This is a genomic window from Aurantiacibacter sp. KMU-128 (assembly GCF_056933515.1).
The window spans coordinates 594,408-614,637 of sequence record NZ_JBXORT010000001.1; the positions used below are offsets into that span (position 1 = coordinate 594,408).

17 protein-coding genes are annotated in these 20,230 nt (G+C 64.1%); 9 read left to right on the forward strand and 8 right to left on the reverse strand.

The window, feature by feature from the left end; all coding sequences use genetic code 11:
• Positions 1 to 7 precede the first annotated feature (7 nt).
• Positions 8 to 1,426, reverse strand: a complete 1,419-nt coding sequence (gene astD / locus ACS0VV_RS03090; RefSeq protein WP_483531267.1) for a succinylglutamate-semialdehyde dehydrogenase — start codon at positions 1,424 to 1,426, stop codon at positions 8 to 10.
• 108 nt (positions 1,427 to 1,534) lie between these two features.
• Positions 1,535 to 2,938 (reverse strand): protein adenylyltransferase SelO family protein, encoded by a 1,404-nt coding sequence (locus tag ACS0VV_RS03095; RefSeq protein WP_483531268.1) that lies wholly within the window; start codon positions 2,936 to 2,938, stop codon positions 1,535 to 1,537.
• A 66-nt stretch (positions 2,939 to 3,004) separates the two neighbouring features.
• On the opposite strand from ACS0VV_RS03095, the gene ACS0VV_RS03100 reads away from it, so the two are divergent.
• The 5 genes from ACS0VV_RS03100 to ACS0VV_RS03120 all read left to right on the forward strand — a co-directional run bounded on the left by ACS0VV_RS03100 (position 3,005) and on the right by ACS0VV_RS03120 (position 8,754).
• The gene (locus ACS0VV_RS03100; RefSeq protein WP_483531269.1) at positions 3,005 to 3,865 is read left to right on the forward strand and encodes an alpha/beta fold hydrolase; all 861 of its coding nucleotides are present in this window, start codon (positions 3,005 to 3,007) and stop codon (positions 3,863 to 3,865) included.
• Positions 3,862 to 5,028, forward strand: a complete 1,167-nt coding sequence (locus ACS0VV_RS03105) for a glycosyltransferase family 4 protein (RefSeq protein ID WP_483531270.1) — start codon at positions 3,862 to 3,864, stop codon at positions 5,026 to 5,028. Before ACS0VV_RS03100 ends, ACS0VV_RS03105 begins: the two co-directional genes overlap by 4 nt.
• A gap of 113 nt (positions 5,029 to 5,141) precedes the next feature.
• The gene (locus ACS0VV_RS03110; RefSeq protein ID WP_483531271.1) at positions 5,142 to 5,927 is read left to right on the forward strand and encodes a tetratricopeptide repeat protein; all 786 of its coding nucleotides are present in this window, start codon (positions 5,142 to 5,144) and stop codon (positions 5,925 to 5,927) included.
• A 15-nt stretch (positions 5,928 to 5,942) separates the two neighbouring features.
• The gene (locus ACS0VV_RS03115) at positions 5,943 to 7,307 is read left to right on the forward strand and encodes an outer membrane protein assembly factor BamB family protein (protein ID WP_483531272.1); all 1,365 of its coding nucleotides are present in this window, start codon (positions 5,943 to 5,945) and stop codon (positions 7,305 to 7,307) included.
• A gap of 88 nt (positions 7,308 to 7,395) precedes the next feature.
• On the forward strand, positions 7,396 to 8,754 hold the full coding sequence (locus tag ACS0VV_RS03120; protein ID WP_483531273.1) for a methyltransferase family protein: 1,359 nt from the start codon (positions 7,396 to 7,398) through the stop codon (positions 8,752 to 8,754).
• A 164-nt stretch (positions 8,755 to 8,918) separates the two neighbouring features.
• Here ACS0VV_RS03120 and ubiA read toward each other — a convergent pair whose 3' ends face one another.
• The gene (ubiA, locus tag ACS0VV_RS03125) at positions 8,919 to 9,830 is read right to left on the reverse strand and encodes a 4-hydroxybenzoate octaprenyltransferase (protein WP_483531274.1); all 912 of its coding nucleotides are present in this window, start codon (positions 9,828 to 9,830) and stop codon (positions 8,919 to 8,921) included.
• Between the two features lie 39 nt (positions 9,831 to 9,869).
• Between ubiA and ACS0VV_RS03130 the strand changes: the two genes are divergently transcribed.
• The 3 genes from ACS0VV_RS03130 (at position 9,870) to ACS0VV_RS03140 (ending at position 13,464) form a co-directional block, all read left to right on the forward strand.
• On the forward strand, positions 9,870 to 10,625 hold the full coding sequence (locus ACS0VV_RS03130) for a 16S rRNA (uracil(1498)-N(3))-methyltransferase (RefSeq protein ID WP_483531275.1): 756 nt from the start codon (positions 9,870 to 9,872) through the stop codon (positions 10,623 to 10,625).
• A gap of 79 nt (positions 10,626 to 10,704) precedes the next feature.
• Positions 10,705 to 12,090 carry a glutamate--cysteine ligase gene (locus tag ACS0VV_RS03135; RefSeq protein ID WP_483531276.1) on the forward strand — a complete coding sequence of 462 codons (1,386 nt, stop codon included), beginning with the start codon at positions 10,705 to 10,707 and terminating at the stop codon, positions 12,088 to 12,090.
• Between the two features lie 204 nt (positions 12,091 to 12,294).
• Positions 12,295 to 13,464: a cytochrome-c peroxidase gene (locus ACS0VV_RS03140; protein WP_483531277.1), complete on the forward strand. Its 1,170-nt coding sequence runs from the start codon at positions 12,295 to 12,297 to the stop codon at positions 13,462 to 13,464.
• 49 nt (positions 13,465 to 13,513) lie between these two features.
• On the opposite strand, the gene ACS0VV_RS03145 is transcribed toward ACS0VV_RS03140, so the two are convergent.
• Positions 13,514 to 13,903: a VOC family protein gene (locus ACS0VV_RS03145; protein WP_483531278.1), complete on the reverse strand. Its 390-nt coding sequence runs from the start codon at positions 13,901 to 13,903 to the stop codon at positions 13,514 to 13,516.
• A gap of 146 nt (positions 13,904 to 14,049) precedes the next feature.
• Here ACS0VV_RS03145 and soxR point away from each other — a divergent pair, with 146 nt between their 5' ends.
• Complete coding sequence (soxR, locus tag ACS0VV_RS03150) at positions 14,050 to 14,487, forward strand: redox-sensitive transcriptional activator SoxR (protein WP_483531279.1); 438 nt, start codon at positions 14,050 to 14,052, stop codon at positions 14,485 to 14,487.
• Positions 14,488 to 14,605: 118 nt separating this feature from the next.
• Here the strand turns inward: soxR and ACS0VV_RS03155 are convergent, their stop codons facing one another.
• The 4 genes from ACS0VV_RS03155 to ACS0VV_RS03170 form a co-directional block, all read right to left on the reverse strand.
• A complete protein-coding gene (locus tag ACS0VV_RS03155; RefSeq protein ID WP_483531280.1) occupies positions 14,606 to 18,022 on the reverse strand; it encodes a chromosome segregation SMC family protein in 3,417 nt (1,138 codons plus the stop codon).
• 18 nt (positions 18,023 to 18,040) lie between these two features.
• Positions 18,041 to 18,790 (reverse strand): thioredoxin domain-containing protein, encoded by a 750-nt coding sequence (locus ACS0VV_RS03160; RefSeq protein ID WP_483531281.1) that lies wholly within the window; start codon positions 18,788 to 18,790, stop codon positions 18,041 to 18,043.
• A 144-nt stretch (positions 18,791 to 18,934) separates the two neighbouring features.
• Complete coding sequence (locus ACS0VV_RS03165) at positions 18,935 to 19,615, reverse strand: DsbA family protein (protein WP_483531282.1); 681 nt, start codon at positions 19,613 to 19,615, stop codon at positions 18,935 to 18,937.
• Positions 19,612 to 20,205 carry a DUF721 domain-containing protein gene (locus ACS0VV_RS03170; RefSeq protein WP_483531283.1) on the reverse strand — a complete coding sequence of 198 codons (594 nt, stop codon included), beginning with the start codon at positions 20,203 to 20,205 and terminating at the stop codon, positions 19,612 to 19,614. The genes ACS0VV_RS03165 and ACS0VV_RS03170 overlap by 4 nt, the downstream gene beginning before the upstream one ends.
• Positions 20,206 to 20,230 lie beyond the last annotated feature (25 nt).

Consider the following 20,230-nt stretch of genomic DNA (forward strand, 5'->3'; position numbering starts at 1 on the left):
TCCTCGATCAGGCGTCCTTGAAGCCCACACCGACGCTGGCGCGCGGCTGCTCCATTTCGGTGCTGGTGACCGGATAGGCGCAATAATCTGCCGCGTAGAACGCCGCCGGGCGGTGATTGCCCGAAAAGCCGATTCCGCCGAAAGGCGCAGCGGAGGATGCGCCATTGGTCGGGCGGTTCCAGTTGACGATCCCGGCGCGGATATTCGCCCAGAAGCGGTTATATTGCTGCGGATTGCCGCCCACCAGCGATGCCGAAAGGCCGAAGCGGGTGCGGTTCGCTTCGGCAATCGCTTCGTCAAAGTCGCTGACTTTGATGACCTGCAGCAGCGGACCGAACAGTTCCACATCGGGCCGGTCGGCCATCGCGGTGGTGTCGATAATCGCGGGCGAAACGAACGGCAGGTCGTCGCGCAAACGCCGCATATGTTTGATCGCCTTGCCGCCATTGGACAGCAGGTAGAGGAAGCTCTCGGTCAGCTGGTCGGCGGTGGCATTGTCGATAACCGGGCCCATAAAGGGGGCTGGCTCGTCAAACGGAGCGCCGACGATCAGCCGGTTGGTGAGCGACTTCAATTCGCCGATCACCTCGTCATACATTGTGTCCTTGACGATAAGGCGACGCGCGGCGGTGCACCGCTGGCCTGCCGTGGTGAAGGCTGACTGCACGATCAACGCAGCAGCGTCCGCGATCTTGGGTGTGTCCCACACCACCATCGGATTGTTGCCGCCCATTTCCAGCGCGACGATCTTGCCCGGCTCGGTCGCCAGCTTGCGGTTGATGGCGATGCCGACCTGCGCGGAGCCGGTGAACAGCACGCCGTTGACATCGGGATGCGCCACCAGCGCCTTGCCTTCGTCCGGCCCACCGATCAGCAATTGCACGACACCTTCGGGGATGCCGGAGCGGTTTAGCAGCTCCACCAGCTTGGCACCCACCGCCGGAGTCTTCTCGGACGGCTTCAGGATCACCGCATTGCCCGCGATCAGCGCGGGGATCATATGGCCATTGGGCAGATGCGCGGGGAAGTTATACGGCCCCAGCACCGCCATCACGCCATGTGGCTTATGGCGCAAAGCGGCGGAGCCTTGCAGTGCGCTGTCGAGCTTGCGCTGGCCGGTGCGTTCGGCATAGGCGCGGATAGAAATCTCCACCTTGGCCATCACCGCTTCGACTTCGGTGCGCGCTTCCCACAAGGGCTTGCCCGTCTCGCGTGCAATCAGTTCGGCGAACTGCTCCTGATCCTTAAGCACTTCGTTGGAGAAGCGACGCATCAATTCGATGCGGTTGGCCAATGGCGATGCGGCCCATGCGGCCCAGCTTTTGCGTGCGGTGGCGACAATGCGGTCGACATTGCCATGCTCCCCGCGCCAAAGCTCGGCGCCGGTGGCGGGTTCGAAGGAAACGAGTGTCTGCGCTGCGGCCAAGGGGAAACTGCTTTCGAAACGAAACTGGTTGTGTCCACTAACGATCTTATCGCGGACAAGCAAAGGGCAGACTGATATGTAAAATGAAAGCGGGGTTAAGTCTGCCCGTTAGTCTTGCGTATGTCCGCAAGGCTCAGGTGGTTCGCCCAGCGCATTGCCGAGGGCGCGGATTGCGGTGACTTTGTCGTGGAGGGGCTGCCAATCGTCGCGCTCGTCGATTGCGCTCCAGATCGTTTCGACCTCGTCGATCAGCAGCGATTCGGGCGGGGATTCGCCCCAGTGCCCGTCCAACTCGCCGGTGGCGCGATAGTCTTCCAGCGCCTCTGCCAGCACGCCCTCGGCGCCGCGCCCGCCGCGATGACGGTGGAAAAAGGCATCCGGCCCGATTTTCTGAGCAGTCATCACCTTCTCGGCAACCTCGACCAGCGCGGCATCCTTTTCCGGCCCCTGCTGCTCCACCCCCAGCCGCCAGCAGAAGCGCCGCATCATTGCCTCGCCATAAAGCGGCCCGAACCGGTCGAGCGCGGCGATCAGCGGGGCCGATTCGGCGAGTGGGCGCAGGGCAATGGCGAATTGCGCGAGGTTCCAGCGGATCGCCTCGGGCTGGCGGCCAAAGGCGTAGAGGCCGCCATGGTCGAAATAGGCGGCGGTGAAGCCGGGATTCCATTGCGGCAACCAGCGCCACGGCCCGTAATCGAAACTCTCTCCCGTAATGTTCATATTGTCGGTGTTGAGCACGCCGTGGACGAAGCCTGCGACCATGTAACTCGCGGCCAGATCGGCGAGCCGTTCGGTCACCTGATGCATCAGCCGGATGGCGGGTTCATCGCAGCCCGGCGCATCTGCGGGCGCTTCGGGGCCGGGATAGGTGGCGAGGCAGTATTCGACCAGTTGCTCCAGCGCCGAATGCTCTTCCAAGGCCATCAGCCGCTGGAAGCTGCCCACGCGAATATGCCCGTGACTGAGCCGCACCATCACGGCTGAGCGGGTGGGCGAAGGCTCGTCATTGCGCTCCAGCTGCTCGCCCGTTTCGATCACCGAGAAGGTCTTGGAGGTGTTGACGCCCAAGGCTTCGAGCATCTCGGTGGCGAGAATTTCCCGCACCGCGCCTTTCAGCGTCAGCCGCCCGTCGCCCGCGCGGCTGTAGGGCGTGGTGCCGCTGCCCTTAGTGCCGCAATCGAGCAGGCGGCCATCGGCATCGCGCATTTGCGCAAACAGGAAACCGCGCCCGTCGCCGATCTCGGGATTATACACCTGGAACTGGTGCCCGTGATAGCGCAGCGCGAGCGGGGCTTTGAGATTGTCGGGCAAAGGCTCGAACCGCCCGAAATGCGTGATCCATTCTGCGTCAGAAAGATGATCGAGACCCACAGCTGCGTCCCACCGGCCATTGCGGAAGCGCAATTCGTCACGCGGAAAGTCCGCCGCTTCCACCGGATCGGCGATAAACCCTGCGATCTGCAAGATTTTCGGATCGGGGCGATAGGGCGAGTGTTGCGGTTCGGCGCGCATGGCGGCATTAGTGCCGCGCACAGGCCCGCTTGCCAAGCGCGGCATTCATTTCGCGGGGAACAAGCATTGGGCGACCAAGCCTATACCGACGGCTTTTGGCAAAGCAGCGACGAGCTGACGCTGCATTACCGCGATTATGCCGGGCGTGCGGATCGCCCACCGATCCTGTGCATTCCCGGCCTCACCCGCAATGCCCGCGATTTCGAGCCGGTGGCGGATGCTTTTGCGGGCGAATGGCGGGTGATCGTGGTCGAACTGCGCGGGCGCGGGGAAAGCGATTACGCAAAAGACCCTGCGACCTATGTGCCCTCCACCTATGTCGCCGATATCGTGGCGCTGCTGGACAAGCTGAAGCTCGACAAGGTCGTCGCCTTCGGCACTTCGCTGGGCGGAATCATCACCATGCTGATGGCCCGTTTGCATCCCGGCCGCTTTGCCGGCGCGATCCTCAACGATATCGGCCCGGTGGTCGAGGAAGAGGGGCTGGCGAAAATCCGCGACTATGTTGGCTTCGGTCGCAGCTTCCCGACATGGATGCACGCGGCGCGCGCGATGCAAGACATGAGCGCGGAGACCTATCCCGATTTCGGCATCCATGACTGGCTCACCTTCGCCAAGCGGTTGATGGTGGTGAGCAATAGCGGGCGCATCAGCCTCGATTACGATATGAAAATCGCCGAGCAGTTTGCGCCTGCGGACGAGGAACCTGCCGATATGTGGCCGCTGTTCAGGGCTTTGGCCGATGTTCCGGTGCTGGGGCTGCGCGGCGAATTGTCGGATATTCTCTCGGCAGAGACCTTTGCCAAGATGGCGCAGGAATTGCCGCAATTCGAAGCAGTCACCGTGCCGCGCGTGGGCCATGTGCCGACGCTGGAAGAACCTGTGGCGCAAGCGGCCATAGCCGGTTTGCTGGAGAAAATCGCATGAGCCGCAAGGCCGAACGTCCCCGCATCCTGCATCTGCATTCGACTTTCGATGCAGGCGGCAAGGAAGTGCGCAATGTCCGCCTGATCAATGCCTGGGGCAAGACGGCGGAGCATGCGATTGTGTCGGGCGATCTCGACAAGCGCGGCGCGGCACGGCTGATCGGGCGGAGCAATGCGGTGCGCTGGCCCAAATTCCCGCCGCTATCGGGCACGCCGACGCCGGGCCGCTTGGCCAAGCTCGCGCGGGCGATGGCGGGTTACGACCTTATCTGCACCTACAATTGGGGCGCGATCGACGCGGTGATGGCGCACACGATTTTTGCCGATAGCTTCAAGCTGCCGCCGCTGGTGCATCACGAGGACGGGTTCAACGAGGACGAAGCGCAGCGGCTGAAGAAGCGCCGCAACTGGTATCGCCGGATCGCGCTGGGACGCACGGCGGCGCTGGTGGTGCCGTCATCGACGCTGGAGGACATCGCGCTCGGCGTGTGGGATCAGCCGCGCACCCGTGTGCGGCGGATCGCCAACGGGATCGACACCCGCGCCTATGCCGCGCCGCCCAAGCGCGACATTCTGCCCAAGTTGCTGAAGCGCAAGGGTGAATTCTGGCTCGGCTCGCTTGCCGGTCTGCGCCCGGTCAAGCAGCTCGAATTGCTGGTGCGGGCGATGCCATATTTGCCGCCCGAATGGCAGCTGGTGATTGCGGGTGAGGGGCCGGAGCGCGACGCGTTGCTCGCCGAGGCCGAGCGGCTGGGCGTTGAAGATCGCGTGCATCTGCCCGGCTTTGTTGCCGAACCGCAAAAGCTGATCGGCCATTTCGACATCTTCGCGCTCTCCAGCCAGTCCGAACAGTTCCCCATTTCGGTGGTCGAAGCGATGGCAGCGGGACTGCCGGTGGTCGCCCCGCGCGTGGGCGATATCGGACGGATGGTCGCCAGCGAAAACGGGCCGCTGCTGGTCGATGCAGGCGACGGCGCGGCGCTGATCGCGGCGCTGGTCGATCTCGCGGGCAAGCCTGCCGAACGCAAACGCATCGGGCAGGCCAATAGGCAAAAGGCGCGCGCCGAATATGACGAAGGCAAAATGATCGAGCGCTACAAGTCGCTCTATTGGGGGTTGATGGAGAAATATCCCAAGCCCGATGCGGCCACCGCAAACGAATAGCCTTCATCGCGCATTCAGCGCCGGGTGGACAGGTGTGCCTCTTCGATTGAAATGCGCCCCGTTACCGCCTAACAGCGCAGCCCAATCGTCCACAAAACGCTAGAACCAGACCCTTGGCCAAAGAACCTACCCCCGCACCAACGCCTGCAACCCGCCCCGATACCGAGCAGGAAATGCTCATGCGCGAGGTGGATGAAGCTGTCCGTCAGGACCAGGCGACCGATTTCGCCAAAAAATACGGCTGGACAATTGGCGGTGTGCTGATCGCAGGCTTGCTCGCCTTCGGTGCCTATCTCGTCTGGCAATCGCGCAGCGAGGCGGCGCTGGAAGCCAAGTCGGAAGAACTGGTTCTGGCGATTGACGAACTGGAAGCGGGCAATTTCAATCAGGCCGACGCCGATCTCACCGCGCTGTCCGAAGGGACGGACGGCCATGCAGCAATGGCTGCGCTGACGCGCGCCGGAATCGCGATCCAGAACGGCAATACCGAATTGGCGGTAGAATTGTTTGACCGCGTGGCGAACAATACAGAACTGCCCGCCGAAGTGCGCGATATCGCGGCAATCCGCTCCGTCACGGCGAATTGGGACAATCTCGATCCGCAGCAGGTGATCGACCGGCTGGGTCCGATGGCACAGGCGAGCAATCCCTATTTCGGCAGTGCTGGCGAGCTGGTTGCGCACGCCTATCTGGCGCAGGACAAGCGCGATCAGGCGGGGCCGCTGCTCGTTGCTATCGCGCAGAACGAGGACGTTCCCGAATCGCTGCGCGCCCGCACCCGGCAGCTTGCAGGCCTGATCGGCTTTGATGCGATCGAGGATGTCGATGCGGCGCTCGATGAAATTACCGGCGGCGCAGAGCCGACAGGCGGCGAGCCCGCTGTCGAACTGGTCGAATAGAGACACGGAAACAGTATGACGAAATTGATCATTCCCGCCCCTTTCCGCTCCTGGCGCGCTGCGCTGGTGCTCGCGTCGAGCTGCGCGCTGGCGGCGTGCAGCACGCTGGGCCTTGACGGTGGCGGGAGTGACGATCCGGAAACCCCGACGCTGGGCAACCGCCAGCCGATTCTGTCGCGCATCGCGACCGAGATTGTTGCCGATCCACAGCTGGCGAATGTCGCCGTGGTGGTGCCGCCGGCGCAGAACAATCCCAATTGGGAACAGGCGGGCGGCAATGCGGCCAAGGTGTCGGGCCACCGCACGCTTTCGGCGGCCCCAGTTCGCGCGTGGACCGCTTCGATTGCAGGCACGACGAACACCCGTCGTCTCGCCGCCGCTCCGGTCGTGGCCGAGGGTCTCGTCTTTGCCGTTGACACCGGCGCGACCGTGCACGCGTTCGACGCGCAGACCGGCGCGGTGCGCTGGCGCCACCAGATCGAGGTTTCGGGCGACTTGCAGGACGCCACCTTTGGCGGCGGCGCGACCTATGCTGGCGGGCGGCTTTACGCAACCAATGGCGTAGGCGATGTCGTTGCGCTGAACGCTGCCACGGGAGAGCAAATCTGGCGTGTTAAGCCTGCAGGCCCGCTGCGCGGTGCGCCGACCGTGGCGTTCAACTCGGTCTTCGTGATGACCCAGAACAACCAGATCATCGCGCTCAACGCCGATGACGGGGCGGTGGTCTGGCAAAAGGCGGCTGCCATCGGCCAGCAAGGCGTGTTCGGCGTGGCTGCTCCGGCGGCTGGCCAAGGCACGCTGCTGGCAGGTTTCTCCAGCGGCGAGCTGGTCGCTTACCGTTACGAAAACGGCCGCGAGCTGTGGTCTGACGCGCTCTCGCGCACGTCGATCAGCACCTCGGTGGGCACGCTGACCGATGTCGATGCCGATCCGATCATCGATCAAGGCCGCGTCTACGCGCTGGGGCAGGGCGGGCGCATGGCTGCCTATGAATTGCTCACCGGACAGCGGATCTGGGAATTGACGCTGGCGGGGATTTCGACGCCCACCATTTCCGGCGAATGGGTGTTCACCCTCACCGACGACTCGCGCATTCTGGCCATCCAGCGCAATACCGGCCGCATCCGTTGGATGACTCAGCTTGACCAGTGGCGCGATCCCGAAGACCGTGAAGGGCCGATTTTCTGGACAGGTCCGGTGCTTGCCAGCAACCGCCTGTGGATCGCCAGCTCGCGCGGCGCGGTGCGTTCGGTCGATGTGATGACCGGCACGGCGGCGGACTTTACGCAGCTTGATGCCGGTGTGTCCCTGCCTCCCGTGGTGGCGGACAACACCTTGTATATCCTCGACGATAGCGGTCGCCTGACTGCCTGGCGGTAACGCTTGCGAAGGTAGCCGTCCCGCCACGGGACGCGGTGTTTTGCCGTTACGCAGGTTTTAACCGTTCCGCGCTATCAGCGGGCGGGTAATGAGCGCGCCTTCGCACACCCCGTCGCGGCCCCCTGCCAGCGATGTATCGCCCATGGTCGGGCTGGTCGGTCTTGCCGTCCTGCTCGCCTACATCCTGTTCGCCCGGTCTTTTCCCGAAATCACCGCGGCTCTGGGCTATCCGGTGGACCGCGGCCCGCTTTCCGGCCCCTATTCGGCGATGCTGTGCATGGTGCTGACCGGCGGGGCGATGGCGGCGTGGTCGGTCTTTGTCGACAAGGTGCATCGTAACCCAACGACCGGCATCGACTGGGGCAATCCGCGCAAGCTGGACGACGTGGTCGATGTCTCAATCACCAAGCTGGCGGGGCTGTGGGCGACATGGTTCATCATCGGCGGGCTGTACTGCCTCGGTCGCTGGTACTGGGAAGGCCAGTATCTCTTTGCGATGCAGGTGCTGGGTGCCGCCGTGGTGCCGCTGGTGATCCTGAGCGTCCCCTATGTGCTGTGGACAGACCGCGTGCTCAAGAACCCGCGCGATCACACATGGCATTTCGGCGCGATGCTGATCGGACGCGATGCCTATGATTTCGAGGAAGTGAAGCACCACTGGCGCAGCTGGATCATCAAGGGCTTTTTCACCGCCTTCATGATCTCGATCATCCCCATCGGCTTCGAGACGGTGGTGGAGACGCAGACGGCGGAGATCTGGAACAATCCGGTGCTGCTCGGGGTGTTTCTGTTCGAGATATTGTTCGTGATCGACGTGCAGATCGGCACGGTAGGGTACCTGCTGACCTTCCGCCCGCTCGATGCGCATATCCGCAGCGGCAATCCCTTCCTCGCAGGCTGGATCGCGGCACTCGCCTGCTATCCGCCGCTCGCCTGGGGCCTGCTCGGCAATATTATCAAATACGATGTGAACACGGCGGACTGGGCGTACTGGTTTGCCGATTATCCCGTGCTGCTGTGGATCTGGGCGGCGTGGCTGGTGTTCCTGACCGGCGTTTATGCGTGGGCGACCGTTGCCTTCGGCATCCGCTTTTCGAACCTCACCTATCGCGGGGTCATCACCAACGGGCCGTACCGCTTCACCCGGCACCCGGCCTATGTGTCGAAGAACCTGTTCTGGTGGTGCTCCACCATGCCGTTCCTCGTCACCAGCGACTCCTATGTCGATATGATCCGCAACACGGTGTTTATCGCTGCGGTGAGCGGCATCTATTACTGGCGCGCGCGCACCGAAGAGGCGCATCTGCTCGCCGAAGACCCGAAGTATCGCGAATACTACCACTGGATGCAGGAACACGGCGCGCTGACCGCCCGGCTGGCGAAGCTGCTACACTGGGCCAACCCGCGCAAAGGGCAGGGCAGGCTGGAACCGCAAGCGGCGGAGTGAAACTGACGGCGAAGGCAAAGTAAGTTTTCACACGAAGACACCAAGCCACCAAGAGGTCGCGCTGTGCCGCGCCGCAGGCGCATTCCAATAATGTTTCTTAAGCGGCTTCGCCGCTTGGAAAAGGCTCTTCGTGTCTTTGTGTCTTCGTGTGAAAACTGCCTTCCTTACGCCCCCGCATTCCCCACAACGAAGCACGCCGCCGCCATTAGCGCGCCTGCCCAGCGGTTCGAGCGGAAGCGGGCAAGGGGATTGTCCGGGTCTGCCGGATCGAGCGTCACCACCTGCCACGCCAGATGCAGCGCCACCGGCGCAAGCGCGAGCAGTGCAACCGGATCGCTCCGCAGCCACCAGAAGGCGAGCGCCCACAGGCCGATGGTCAGCGTGTAGAACAGCGCCACGCCGCTCTTCACTCGCCCGCCCAGCCGCAGGGCCGAGCTTTTAATGCCCACCAGCGCATCATCCTCGCGGTCTTGCAGCGCGTAGATCGTGTCATAGCCGATCGTCCAGAACACCGCGCCGCCATATAGCGCCAGCATCACTGCCAGATTGTCATCGCGCAAGGCCATCCAGCCGACCAGCGCGCCCCAGTTGAACACCAGCCCAAGCCACGCTTGTGGCCACCACGTAATGCGCTTCATAAACGGATAGGCGGCGACCATGGCGAGACTGCCGAGCGCCACCAATTGCGCTTCCATCCGCAATTGCAGCAACACGACGAGGCCGATCATGCACAGGCTCACCAGCCACACCCACGCCGCGCGCTTGCTCACCCGCCCGCTGGCAATCGGGCGCAGCGCGGTGCGCGCGACCTGCTTGTCGAGATCGGCATCGACGATATCGTTATAGACGCAGCCCGCCGCGCGCATGGCAATCGCGCCGAGCAGCAGCCATGCGACCAGCGCCCATTGCGCGCCCGCGCCGGTTAGCCACACGCCCCATGCACAGGGCCAGAACAGCAGCCACCAGCCGATAGGCCGGTCAAACCGCCCCAGCAGTGCATAGTCGCGCAAAGGCTGCGGCAGGCGCTCTGCCAAGCTGCGATGCTCGGTATCGGGAGTGATGGTTTCGCTTGTCACGGCTTGCCTGTTAGCGCCGCTTGCCCCAAGTGCATAGCCATGCCCGCTACGCCCGCCTGGCCCCCGCGATCCGCTCCGCGCCTGTTTGTCGAACAGCCGCTTGGCGAAGGTGTGCAGATCACTCTGGATGCTCCGAAAGCGCATTACCTCGCCCGCGTCATGCGCGTGGGGGAGGGGGATGCGGTTATCCTGTGCGACGACCAGACCGGCGAATGGGCAAGCGAAGTGATCGCCGCGGGCAAGCGCGAAGTGGCGCTGGCGGTCAAAGATCGCCTGCGCCCGCGCGAGGCAGTGCCCGATCTGGTGCTCTGCCCCGCATTGCTCAAGAAAGACCGCTTCGATCTGGTGCTGGAAAAGGCCACAGAGCTGGGCGTCGCCCGCATCCAGCCAGTGCTGACGCGGCGCTGTGTAGCGGACAAGCTCAACCCGGATCGCGCGCGAATGATCGTGACCGAGGCCGCCGAGCAATGCGCGCGCACCGCGCTGCCCGAACTGGGCGAGGTGACGAAGCTGGACGCGCTGTTGCGCGATTGGCCGGAAAGCCGTGCGCTGTTCTTCGCCGATGAATTGGGGGGAGAACCTGCGGGCCATGCATTTGCTGCATACGGCACCCCTGCTGCCATCCTGATCGGCCCCGAAGGCGGCTTTGACGATGCCGAGCGGGCGGCGATCCGTGCGCATCCGATGGCGAAACCCGTCAGCCTCGGCCCGCGAATACTGCGCGGGGAAACCGCCGCGATTGCCGCGCTTTCGCTGTGGATGGGGATTGCCGGCGATTGGCGGCAGTCACCATAAGCCGGTTGCACCCGGCGAAAAAGCAGGTGGCGATTTGCTACGTGTCGGCTACACACGCCGCGATTTTGAGGGAGCTTCTATGAGCACGCGCAAAGCCAGCGAAGGCGAGGAACCGCGGATCGAAAGCCGCGAGCAGTTGATCGCGCCGATGGTGAAGGGCGAGAAGCCCAAGGCGCAATGGCGTATCGGCACCGAGCATGAAAAGCTGGTCTACAAAACCTCCGATTACCACGCGCCCTCCTACAGCGAGCCGGGCGGCATCCACGACATCTTGATGGCCATGCGCGAATTCGGCTGGGAACCGGTGGAGGAAGCGGGGCCGGATGGCAGCGTCAACGCCATCGCCATGTCGGGCAGCGACGGGACGATCAGTCTGGAACCGGCAGGCCAGTTGGAGCTGTCGGGCGCGCCATTGGAGACGCTGCACCAGACCTGCGCCGAAACCGGCCGCCATCTGATGCAGGTGAAGCAGGTGGGCGAGGCGTGCGAAGTCGGCTTTCTCGGCCTCGGAATGTGGCCGGACAAGACGCGCGCAGAGCTGCCGGTCATGCCCAAGCAGCGTTATGCCATCATGATGCGCCATATGCCGCGTGTGGGCAATCTCGGGCTCGATATGATGCTGCGCACCTGTACCATTCAGGTTAATCTCGACTATTCGTCAGAAGCGGATATGGTGAAGAAGTTCCGCACCGGGCTGGCGCTGCAACCGCTCGCTACCGCGCTCTTCGCCAATTCGCCCTTTACCGAGGGCAAGCCCAACGGCTTCCTCTCCTATCGCAGTCATATCTGGTCGGACACCGATCCGCAGCGCACCGGGATGCTGCCCTTCGTGTTCGAGGACGGCTTCGGCTATGAACGCTATGTCGACTATATGCTCGATGTGCCGATGTACTTTGTCTATCGTGACGGCACTTACATCGATGCTGCCGGGCAGAGCTTCCGCGACTTTATGCGGGGCGAACTCCCCGCGCTGCCGGGCGAGTTGCCGACGGCAAGCGATTGGTGGGATCACCTTTCCACCGCCTTCCCCGAAGTGCGGCTGAAAAGCTTCCTTGAAATGCGCGGTGCCGATGGTGGCCCCTGGAACCGCATCTGCGCGCTGCCCGCCTTCTGGGTGGGCCTGCTCTACGATCAGGGTGCGCTCGATGCGGCGTGGTCGCTGGTCGAACATTGGTCGATGGAAGAGCGCGAGGCGCTGCGCAACGCCGTGCCCGCGAAAGGCCTCGCCGCCTCCATTCCGGGCGGGCGCACGTTGCGTGATCTGGCCCGCGAAGTGCTCGACATCGCGCACCAAGGCCTCGTCGCGCGCGCTGCGCTCAATTCGATGGGCGACAATGAAAGCGGCTTCCTCAACCCGTTGCGCGAGATTGTCGAGAGCGGCAAAGTGCCTGCGCAAGTGCTGCTCGACAAATATCACGGCGAATGGGGCGGGGACATTTCGCGGGTGTACGAAGAGAGCTTCTAGGCTCCTAATCCGTCCCGCAAATGTGGCAAATGTCGCGCCGCTGTAAGGCTTTGTCGCGCTTTGTATCGGGCAGCCTGTTTGGCGGCTGACTGACAGATTCCGTTCAGCTTTCTCGCGCTTGGGTGCTTTCGGGATGCGGAAGCAGGGAGAAGCGCATTGAACACCACTCGCCACACGTCATCATTAGCCGCCATAGCCTCTATCTTGCTGCTGGGTGCCTGCGGAGGGGACGATACCGCTCCGCCGACAACCACTACGGCGCTGGCTACGCCAACCCCTACGCCCACGCCCACGCCGCCAAGCACGGCTGACCTCAACGCGATCGTGCAGCAAGTGCTGACCATCGATCTGCAAAATCTCGACAACTACGCCAATCCGGCGTTGCCTGCCTATTACGACAATACCGTCACCGCGCTCGACAACACGCCGAATAATGATCCGGTCAATGATGCCATTGCCACAGTGGGTCGCGTGCTGTTCTACGATGTCGCGTTGAACGTGAACAACACCACCAGCTGCGCCACGTGCCACCAGCAGGGCTTCGGCTTCGACGATGACGAGGCGCTGAGCACCGGATTCGCCGGCGGGCGCACCGATGCCCACGCCATGCGCCTGGGCAATATCCGCTATTTCCAACCGGGCGAAATGTTCTGGAACCGGCGTGCTAGTAGTGTGGAGGATCAGGCGACGCAGCCGATCCTTAATCCGGTTGAGATGGGCTGGCAGGATAATGGCGGGCTCGCGGCGCTGATCGCGCGGATGGAGGGGCTCGACTACTATCCTGCGCTGTTCCGCTTCGCCTTTGGTGACGAGGCCATCACGCAGGCGCGGATGGAGCGCGCGCTGGCGCAATTCCAGCGCGCAATGATCTCATCCGACAGCCGCTGGGACCGCGCCTATGCGCAGGTCTTCGCGCCCGGTGCGCCCAATCGCGCGCTCGATCAGGCGCTGGCAGGCTTTTCTGCGAGCGAGAATCGCGGGCGGCAATTGTTTATGGACGCCCCCAATCTGGGCGGCGCGGGATGTGCCGCGTGCCACCGTCCGCCGACATTCGCACTCGCTGCGAACAGCCGCAGCAACGGTCTTGATGCGGGCGAGACGGAGATCTTCAAATCGCCTTCCTTGAAAAGCGTCGGCCTGTCGCGCTTCTTCATGCATGACGGACGCTTCACCAGCCTGGCGCAGGTGATCGACCATTATGATCGCGGTGTGCAGGCGGGGCCGGCGCTGGACAATCGCCTGACCGGCCCGAACGGCCAACCGCGCCGCCTCAACCTGTCAGCCGCTGACCGGCAGGCACTGGTCGACTTCCTGCTGACACTTGACGATACGACGCTCGCCGCAGACGCACGCTTCGCTAACCCGTTCCGGTGAGCGTTGACGCGAGGGGGCGGGGCCGAACATCGGCTCGCGCAGAATGATCTCATTCATAGCTGACGACCTCGAATTCGATCCCGTCCCAGTCGAAGAAGTAGAAGCTGCGCGGGCCGGGATTGTAGGTGCCGTGGCTGAAGGTTTCGAGGCCGTGGCGTTGCACGACAGCATCGGCAGCCTCCAGATCGCGCACTTGCAAGCCGACATGGTTCATCGGGCGGCCCTTGCTTTGCCCCGAATGGTCTTCGCCGTCCGACCACAGCGCAAGATAGCTCTGTTCGCTCCCGACATGGGCGAACTCGCCGCTTGTCCCGTGCGGCGCGCGAAGGCGCAATTGCCAACCCAGCAGATCTTCAAACAGTCGAATTGAGCGGTCGAGTTCGCTGACCGTGAGGTTCACGTGCTCGATGAAACCGGCGGGCGCGGGATGATTTTGCATGACAAGTCCTTTATCCAAAACATTGATATTATTCACTGGCAGCACGCTAAAGCGCGCCTTCGCGAATCGTGACTTGCACATTCATGCAACCTCAAGTTAAGGTGAGGTCAAGCTTTTGTTGAAGATTTTTCGATAGGGCAGGCGCGATGCAAACGAAGTTCATCACGATCGGCGATCTCGCCAAGCGCACAGGCGTCGCCGTTTCGGCGCTGCGCTTCTATGAAGACAAGGGCCTGCTCGACCCGATGCGCACCAGCGGCAACCAGCGGCGCTTTCTGCGCGGCGATATACGCCGGGTGAGCTTTATCCTGATCGCGCAGAAGCTGGGGCTGGGCCTCGCCGAGATTGAAGACCACCTCTCCCGCCTGCCGCAAGGCCGCAACCCGACGCTGGCCGACTGGCAAAAGATCAGCCGCGCGATGCGCAGCCAGATCGACGAGAAGATCACCCTGCTCAACCGCACGCGCAACCAGCTCGACCAGTGTATCGGCTGCGGCTGTCTCAGCCTTGAGAAATGCCGTCTGTATAACAAGGACGACAAGCTGGGGCTGAAGGGGCCGGGGCCGAGAGCGGTTTTGGATTAGTCTTAGTCGTCATGCTGAACTTGTTTCAGCATCCATCTGCGAATTAAGGACGACACGTGATGGGGCGGAAATGGATCCTGAAACGAGTTCAGGATGACGGAGGGGGAGGGGGGGAGCCTCACTCCGCCGCCATCGCCTCGGCCTCGCCCAGATCGACGCTTACCAGCCGCGACACACCTTTCTCTACCATCGTTACACCGAACAACCGGTGCATCCGGCTCATGGTGACGGCGTTGTGGGTGACGATCAGGTAGCGGGTGTTGGTCTCGCGCACCATGCTGTCGAGCAGGTCGCAGAAGCGTTCGATATTGGCATCGTCCAGCGGCGCGTCCACCTCGTCCAGCACGCAGATAGGTGCCGGATTGGTTAGAAATAGCGCGAATATTAGTGCGGCTGCGGTTAGCGCCTGCTCGCCGCCCGACAGCAGGCTCAAAGACTGCAAACGCTTGCCCGGCGGTTGTGCGTAAATCTCCAGCCCCGCTTCCAGCGGATCGTCCGAATCGACCAGCGCCAGATGCGCCTGCCCGCCATCGAACAGGCGGGTGAAGAGCTTGCGGAAGTGGCCGTCGACTTCCTCGAATGCGGCGCGCAGCCGTTCGCGGCCTTCGCGGTTCAGATTGCCGATGCTCGCGCGCAAACGGCGCACCGCTTCGGCAAGCTCTTCCTGTTCGGCGGCGCTGGAGCCGTGCTCTTCCTCGATCCGCGTCAGCTCGTCGGCTGCAACGAGGTTCACCGGGCCAATCCGCTCGCGGCTCGCCACCAGCCGGTCCATCTCCTCGCTTTCGAGGCCCCAATTGCGCACCGCGTCCTCGGCAAATTCAAAGCGACCCGGCAGCAGCGGCGGCGGGCACTGGAAGCGCTCGCCCGAAATGCGCGCCATTTCCTCGCGGCGGTTCTCTTCGTTCTCCGCCCGCGCGGCGAGCGTGGCGCGCGCTTCGCGGGCGGTGGAGAGCGCTTCGTTGAGGTCTGCCAGTGCGCCATCCGCCTCGCGCGCCAGCGCCTCGGCCTCGCGCACCTCCGTCTCGGCCTTCGCGAGTTCCTCTCCCAGCCGCGCGCGCACCGCTTCGCCGCTCTCGATCTCGCGCATCAACCCTTCGGGCTTGGCGGCGACGACCGCGCGTTCCTCGGCAATTTCGTCAAACCGCGCGGACATTCCCGCCAGCCGCGATGCCGCATCGCCCGCGCGTGCCTGCCAGCTCTTGCGGTCGGCGCGCTGGGTGGCGACCCGCTCGCGCAGCACGGCAAGCGACTGGTCATGCGCGGCGAGTGCGGCCTGCGCCGCTTGCGCGCTTTCGCGAGCCGCCTCGTTCTTCACCCGCGCCGCCTCCAGCACCGCGCGCCCCGCTTCGGGATCGGGCAGGTCGGCCAGCCGCGCCTGGGCCGCTGCCAGATCACGTTCCGCGCCCTCGCGCTGGTCTGCCAGTTCGCCGGATGAACGCGCGATCTGTTCAAGCCGCGCAGCCATTTGTCCGACCGCTGCCTCGGCCTGGTCGACACGGCGGAGCGCGGCACGCTCGCCTTCGATCGCGGCGGCAATCGCGCGGTCGCGCTCGATCAGCGCCTGCTGCATCTGCGCGTAGGCGTTTTGCGCGTGGGCCACTTCGGCCTCGGCCTCGGCAGCGCGGTCGCGCAGGCTAGGGACGTGTTCGGCGAGTTCGGCAAAGCGGTTCTCCGCTTCCAGCCGTGCGGCTTCCGCTCCGCCTTCGCCGCGTGCGACAAAGCCGTCCCACCGCCGCAGCGCGCCATCGCGGGTGACGAGCCAGTGGCCGGGGGCGAGCGCGCGCCCGTCATCGGTATCGGCGACGTGCACCAGAGCCAGTCGTGCGGCCAGCTCAGGCGGGCAATCAGCAACGTGATGCGCGAGTGAATCGCTCACCGGCGCGGGCGGCGTGGTGCCCGTCCAGAAGCGCCCTTCGCCATTGGCGGCGCCCAGTGGCGACTTCGCATCGCGCCCCAGAGCCGCTGCCAGCGCGCGTTCAAAACCGGGAGCAGCGCGCACCCGGTCAATCGCCACGGCGCGCCCCGACCGGTTCGCCTGCTGCTTCGCCCGCGCCGCGCGGTCACGTTCCAGCGCGGCAAATTCGCGCTCCACCCCCGCCAGTTCGGCCTTGGCGGCAGCGAAGGCTTCCTGCGCCGTGTCGCGCGCTGCGATGACAGCGTCCTTGCGTTCGCGGTCGGCATCGCTTTCGCTGCGGCGCAATTCCAGCAGCGCGGTTGCCTGCGTTGCCGCTTCCTGTGCTGCCGCCAGATCCTCCGCCGGATCGCGCGCGCCGGTGAGCTCCTCGCGCTGCGTGGCGAGCCGCCGCGCTTCGCCGTCCAGCCGCTCCAGCCGCGCCTGCGCCTGCGCGATTTCGGACTGCGCCACCCGCCATTCGGCTTCCACGCCCGCATGGTCCGCCGTCGCCTTGGCCAGCGCGAGCTCGGCCGCGCGGCTCGCGCGTTCGGCATCCTCCAACCGCCGTTCCAGAGCAGGGCGCGCTGCCTCGTCCTCCGCCAGCGCCTTTTCGCCTGCCGCCAGCGCCGCTTCGAGGTCCTTCAAAGCCTGCGCTGCATCCTGCGTCATGCGATCGGCTTCGAACTTGTCTTCCTCCAGCCGCGCCTGTTGCCGGTCGAGATCGCGCAGTCGCTGTTCGGCGGCTTCCAGCTGGCTGGAGAGGGCTGCCATACGGTGCCCGTGCGCGCTGGTATCGTCGCGCCGGTCGGCCAGTTCGTCGCGCAATTCGGCGAGCTTTGCGGCGAGCGCGTGTTGGGCCGACTGTGCTGCCTTGGCTGCCTCCTGCGCTTCGGCAACCTTGGCATCGGCGGTCTTCGCCTCCTCGCGCGCCGCCTCTGCCGCCGCTGCCGCATCGCGCCAGCGGGCGAAGAGCAGCCGCGCTTCGGCGACGCGAATCTGGTCGGACAAGGCGCGGTAGCGTTCGGCCTGCTTGGCCTGGCGCCGCAGCGACTGGATTTGCGAATCCAGCCCCGCCATCAGATCTTCGAGCCGTTCGAGGTTCTTCTCGGTCGAGCGCAATTTGCTCTCGGCATCGCGGCGGCGCACGTGCAGGCCCGCAATGCCCGCCGCTTCTTCGAGCATCATGCGCCGTTCTGTCGGTTTGGCAGCGATCACTTGCGCGATCTTGCCCTGGCTCACCAAAGCGGGCGAATGCGCGCCGGTGGCAGCATCGGCGAAGATGAGCGAGATGTCCTTGGCGCGCACATCGCGCCCGTTCAGGCGGTAGGCACTGCCCGCGCCGCGTTCGATCCGGCGGATAACGTCAAGGTCTTCGCCGTCATCGTCCTTGGCATAGAGCACCACTTCGGCGAAATCGCGCGGCGGACGGCCTGCGGTTCCGGCGAAGATTACGTCCTCCATCCCGCCCGAACGCATCGATTTGGGCGAGTTTTCGCCCATCACCCAGCGGATGGCTTCCAGCAGGTTCGATTTGCCGCAGCCATTGGGGCCGACAACGCCTGTCAGCCCCGGCTCGATGCGCAATTCGGAAGGTTCGACGAAGCTCTTGAAGCCCGAGAGGCGAAGTTTGCGGAACTCCATCCTTCGCCCCGTCAGCCCTTACTCGTCCCGTGCGCCAGCGCGCTGGAGAATAGGTTCGAGATCGGCCCAGCTGATTCCGTCCACTCGCGCGCCATTGACGAAGAAGGTGGGCGTGCCGGTCACGCCGAATTCCTCGGCCTGCTGCTGCGAGCGTTCACCCACCGCCAGCACTGCCGCGCCGTCAGAAAGGCATTCTGCTGCCTCGGCGCGGCCAAGCCCGCGTGCGGCGAAGAAGTCGAAGAAGCCGGCTGCATCGGCGATATTGATGTAAAGCTGGTTGTCCGGCACGTCGCCCTGCTCCTGCAACGCCACCGAAGCCTGCTGGATCTGCGGCTGCAACGCGCCGAGGTTCTGCCACACCTGATCGGCGCGCGGGTGGAAGGTTTCATCCGGCCCGCAGCGCGCAAGGCTCGCCAAAGTCAGGTCGAAAATGTTGAGCACCATGTTGCGCAGCTCGAAGGAGACGACGCCCGAATTGACATATTCGGTTTTCAGCGCCTCTGCCGCTTCATTATTGAAGGCGGCGCAGGCAGGGCAAGTGTGGGAGGCATATTCGACAATCTTGATCGGCGCATCGGGATTGCCCAGCACATAGCCGTCATATTCGCTGACATTCACCACATCGCGCCACTGCGCCACGCCTTCGGGCGGTGCAATATCGGCAATCGGTTCGCCCGCGGCGACTTCGCCAGCGGCATCATCGCCATTGCAGGCGGCAAGCGCCAGCGTGAGAGGAGCGGCAAAAAGGGCAAGGGTGGTGCGCTTCATGGTCAAATTACTTCCCGTCAAAAGATGGCGGACGCTTAGGTTAGCCAGATGTTCAGCCGAGGGGAAAGCGCCGCCGGTCCGCGTATCGGCGCTTTTGCACAGGCTTGTCCCCCTCTTTAATCCGTAAATTGCGAATGTTCGAGCTTATTGCGCCTCGCGCATAGCCGTCAGCACGCTGCCGAGCTGCGGCCAACTGTGCACGCCTTCGAGCAGCGACCCGTTGATGACGAAGCTGGGTGTGCCGGTCACACCGAACTCTTCCGCATTGGCGAAGGACGCTTCGACCAGCGCATCGGGGCGGCCGGGCGCATTCAGGCATTGGTCGATCTGAACTTGCGACAGGCCATTGCCTTCCATCAACTCGTAGAACTCCAGATCGCTCGCGATTGCACGCAGGCGGGAAGGCACGGTGCCGCTGTTCCACCTTTGCTGCTGTGCCGGGGTGAGCGTTTGCGCGCGGGCAAGCCAGGTTTCCTGATTGACGAGGAATGTGCGGTGGTTGGCGAAGAAATTCTCCTCCGGCCCGCATTCGGCAATCATCGCGGCGGCGACATCCACGATATTGCGGATAAGGTGGCGCACTTCAAAGCTGACATAGCCTTCGTGGACGTAGAAATATTTGAGCTCCGGCTCGCTCTCGCGGAAGAAGCTCGCGCAATGCGGGCAGGTGTAGCTGGAAAACTCGACCAGCTGGATCTCCGCATCGGGAAAGCCGATGCGGTGGCCTTGCGCGGTCGCTTCATAGGTCGCGTTCCAGTCCTGCGCGGCGGCGGGCGTCGCGCTGGCGGCAAGAGCGGTCAGGGCGGCGAATGCCCAGCGTTTCATGTGTCCTGTTCCTCCTTATGCGCGACGCTGCGCGCGAGTGATTCGAGCACGGCGCGCAGTTCCGGATCGCCGATATCGCGCAAGCCTTCGCCAAGGTCCATCGGAATGGGCTTCAATGAAGGCGGAGCCGCGCGCCTGCCTTCAGCAGATGGCGGCTGAACCGCGCCTTGCCGCATTTTGATTTTGGCGATGGCCTTGTAACCGAAAAAGCGGTTCACCCGCTCGATAATCTCCGGGATCACGTGCTGGATCAGCGGCGCGTGGGCGGGCAGCACGACGAGCTGGAGAATGCCGTCCGACTTCTCGCCGGGCGGGAAGCGGATCGCTTCGGGCGCGCAGACCTTGGCATGGGTCGGGCCGACGATTTCGGGCCAGCGGGTGACGACGCTCGACTGCACGAAGCCGAAGCGCCGGAAGGCCGCGCGGCCGATTTGCGGGACGAGATCGGACACCTGCTTCGCGGGGCCGCCGCGCGGGCGCTCGTAAGGTTTGACCTTGCTCTTGCGCGCCGAGCCGATCGGCCGGACATTGCCGGTCGCAGCAGCTTGGGGGGCAGGCTTCCCCGGTTTGGGTGGATCATCGCGTTCCATGGGCAGCGGCTCCATGCCATAGGAG

Coding starts and splice junctions, on each gene's coding strand:
- soxR (WP_483531279.1), top strand. CDS start 14,050: ATGCAAACGAAGTTCATCACGATCGGCGATCTCGCCAAGCGCACAGGC.
- ACS0VV_RS03120 (WP_483531273.1), top strand. CDS start 7,396: ATGAGCGCGCCTTCGCACACCCCGTCGCGGCCCCCTGCCAGCGATGTA.
- ACS0VV_RS03155 (WP_483531280.1), bottom strand. CDS start 18,022: ATGGAGTTCCGCAAACTTCGCCTCTCGGGCTTCAAGAGCTTCGTCGAA.
- ACS0VV_RS03165 (WP_483531282.1), bottom strand. CDS start 19,615: ATGAAACGCTGGGCATTCGCCGCCCTGACCGCTCTTGCCGCCAGCGCG.
- ACS0VV_RS03145 (WP_483531278.1), bottom strand. CDS start 13,903: ATGCAAAATCATCCCGCGCCCGCCGGTTTCATCGAGCACGTGAACCTC.
- ACS0VV_RS03160 (WP_483531281.1), bottom strand. CDS start 18,790: ATGAAGCGCACCACCCTTGCCCTTTTTGCCGCTCCTCTCACGCTGGCG.
- ACS0VV_RS03095 (WP_483531268.1), bottom strand. CDS start 2,938: ATGCGCGCCGAACCGCAACACTCGCCCTATCGCCCCGATCCGAAAATC.
- ACS0VV_RS03105 (WP_483531270.1), top strand. CDS start 3,862: ATGAGCCGCAAGGCCGAACGTCCCCGCATCCTGCATCTGCATTCGACT.
- ACS0VV_RS03170 (WP_483531283.1), bottom strand. CDS start 20,205: ATGGAACGCGATGATCCACCCAAACCGGGGAAGCCTGCCCCCCAAGCT.
- ACS0VV_RS03130 (WP_483531275.1), top strand. CDS start 9,870: ATGCCCGCTACGCCCGCCTGGCCCCCGCGATCCGCTCCGCGCCTGTTT.
- ACS0VV_RS03135 (WP_483531276.1), top strand. CDS start 10,705: ATGAGCACGCGCAAAGCCAGCGAAGGCGAGGAACCGCGGATCGAAAGC.
- ACS0VV_RS03115 (WP_483531272.1), top strand. CDS start 5,943: ATGACGAAATTGATCATTCCCGCCCCTTTCCGCTCCTGGCGCGCTGCG.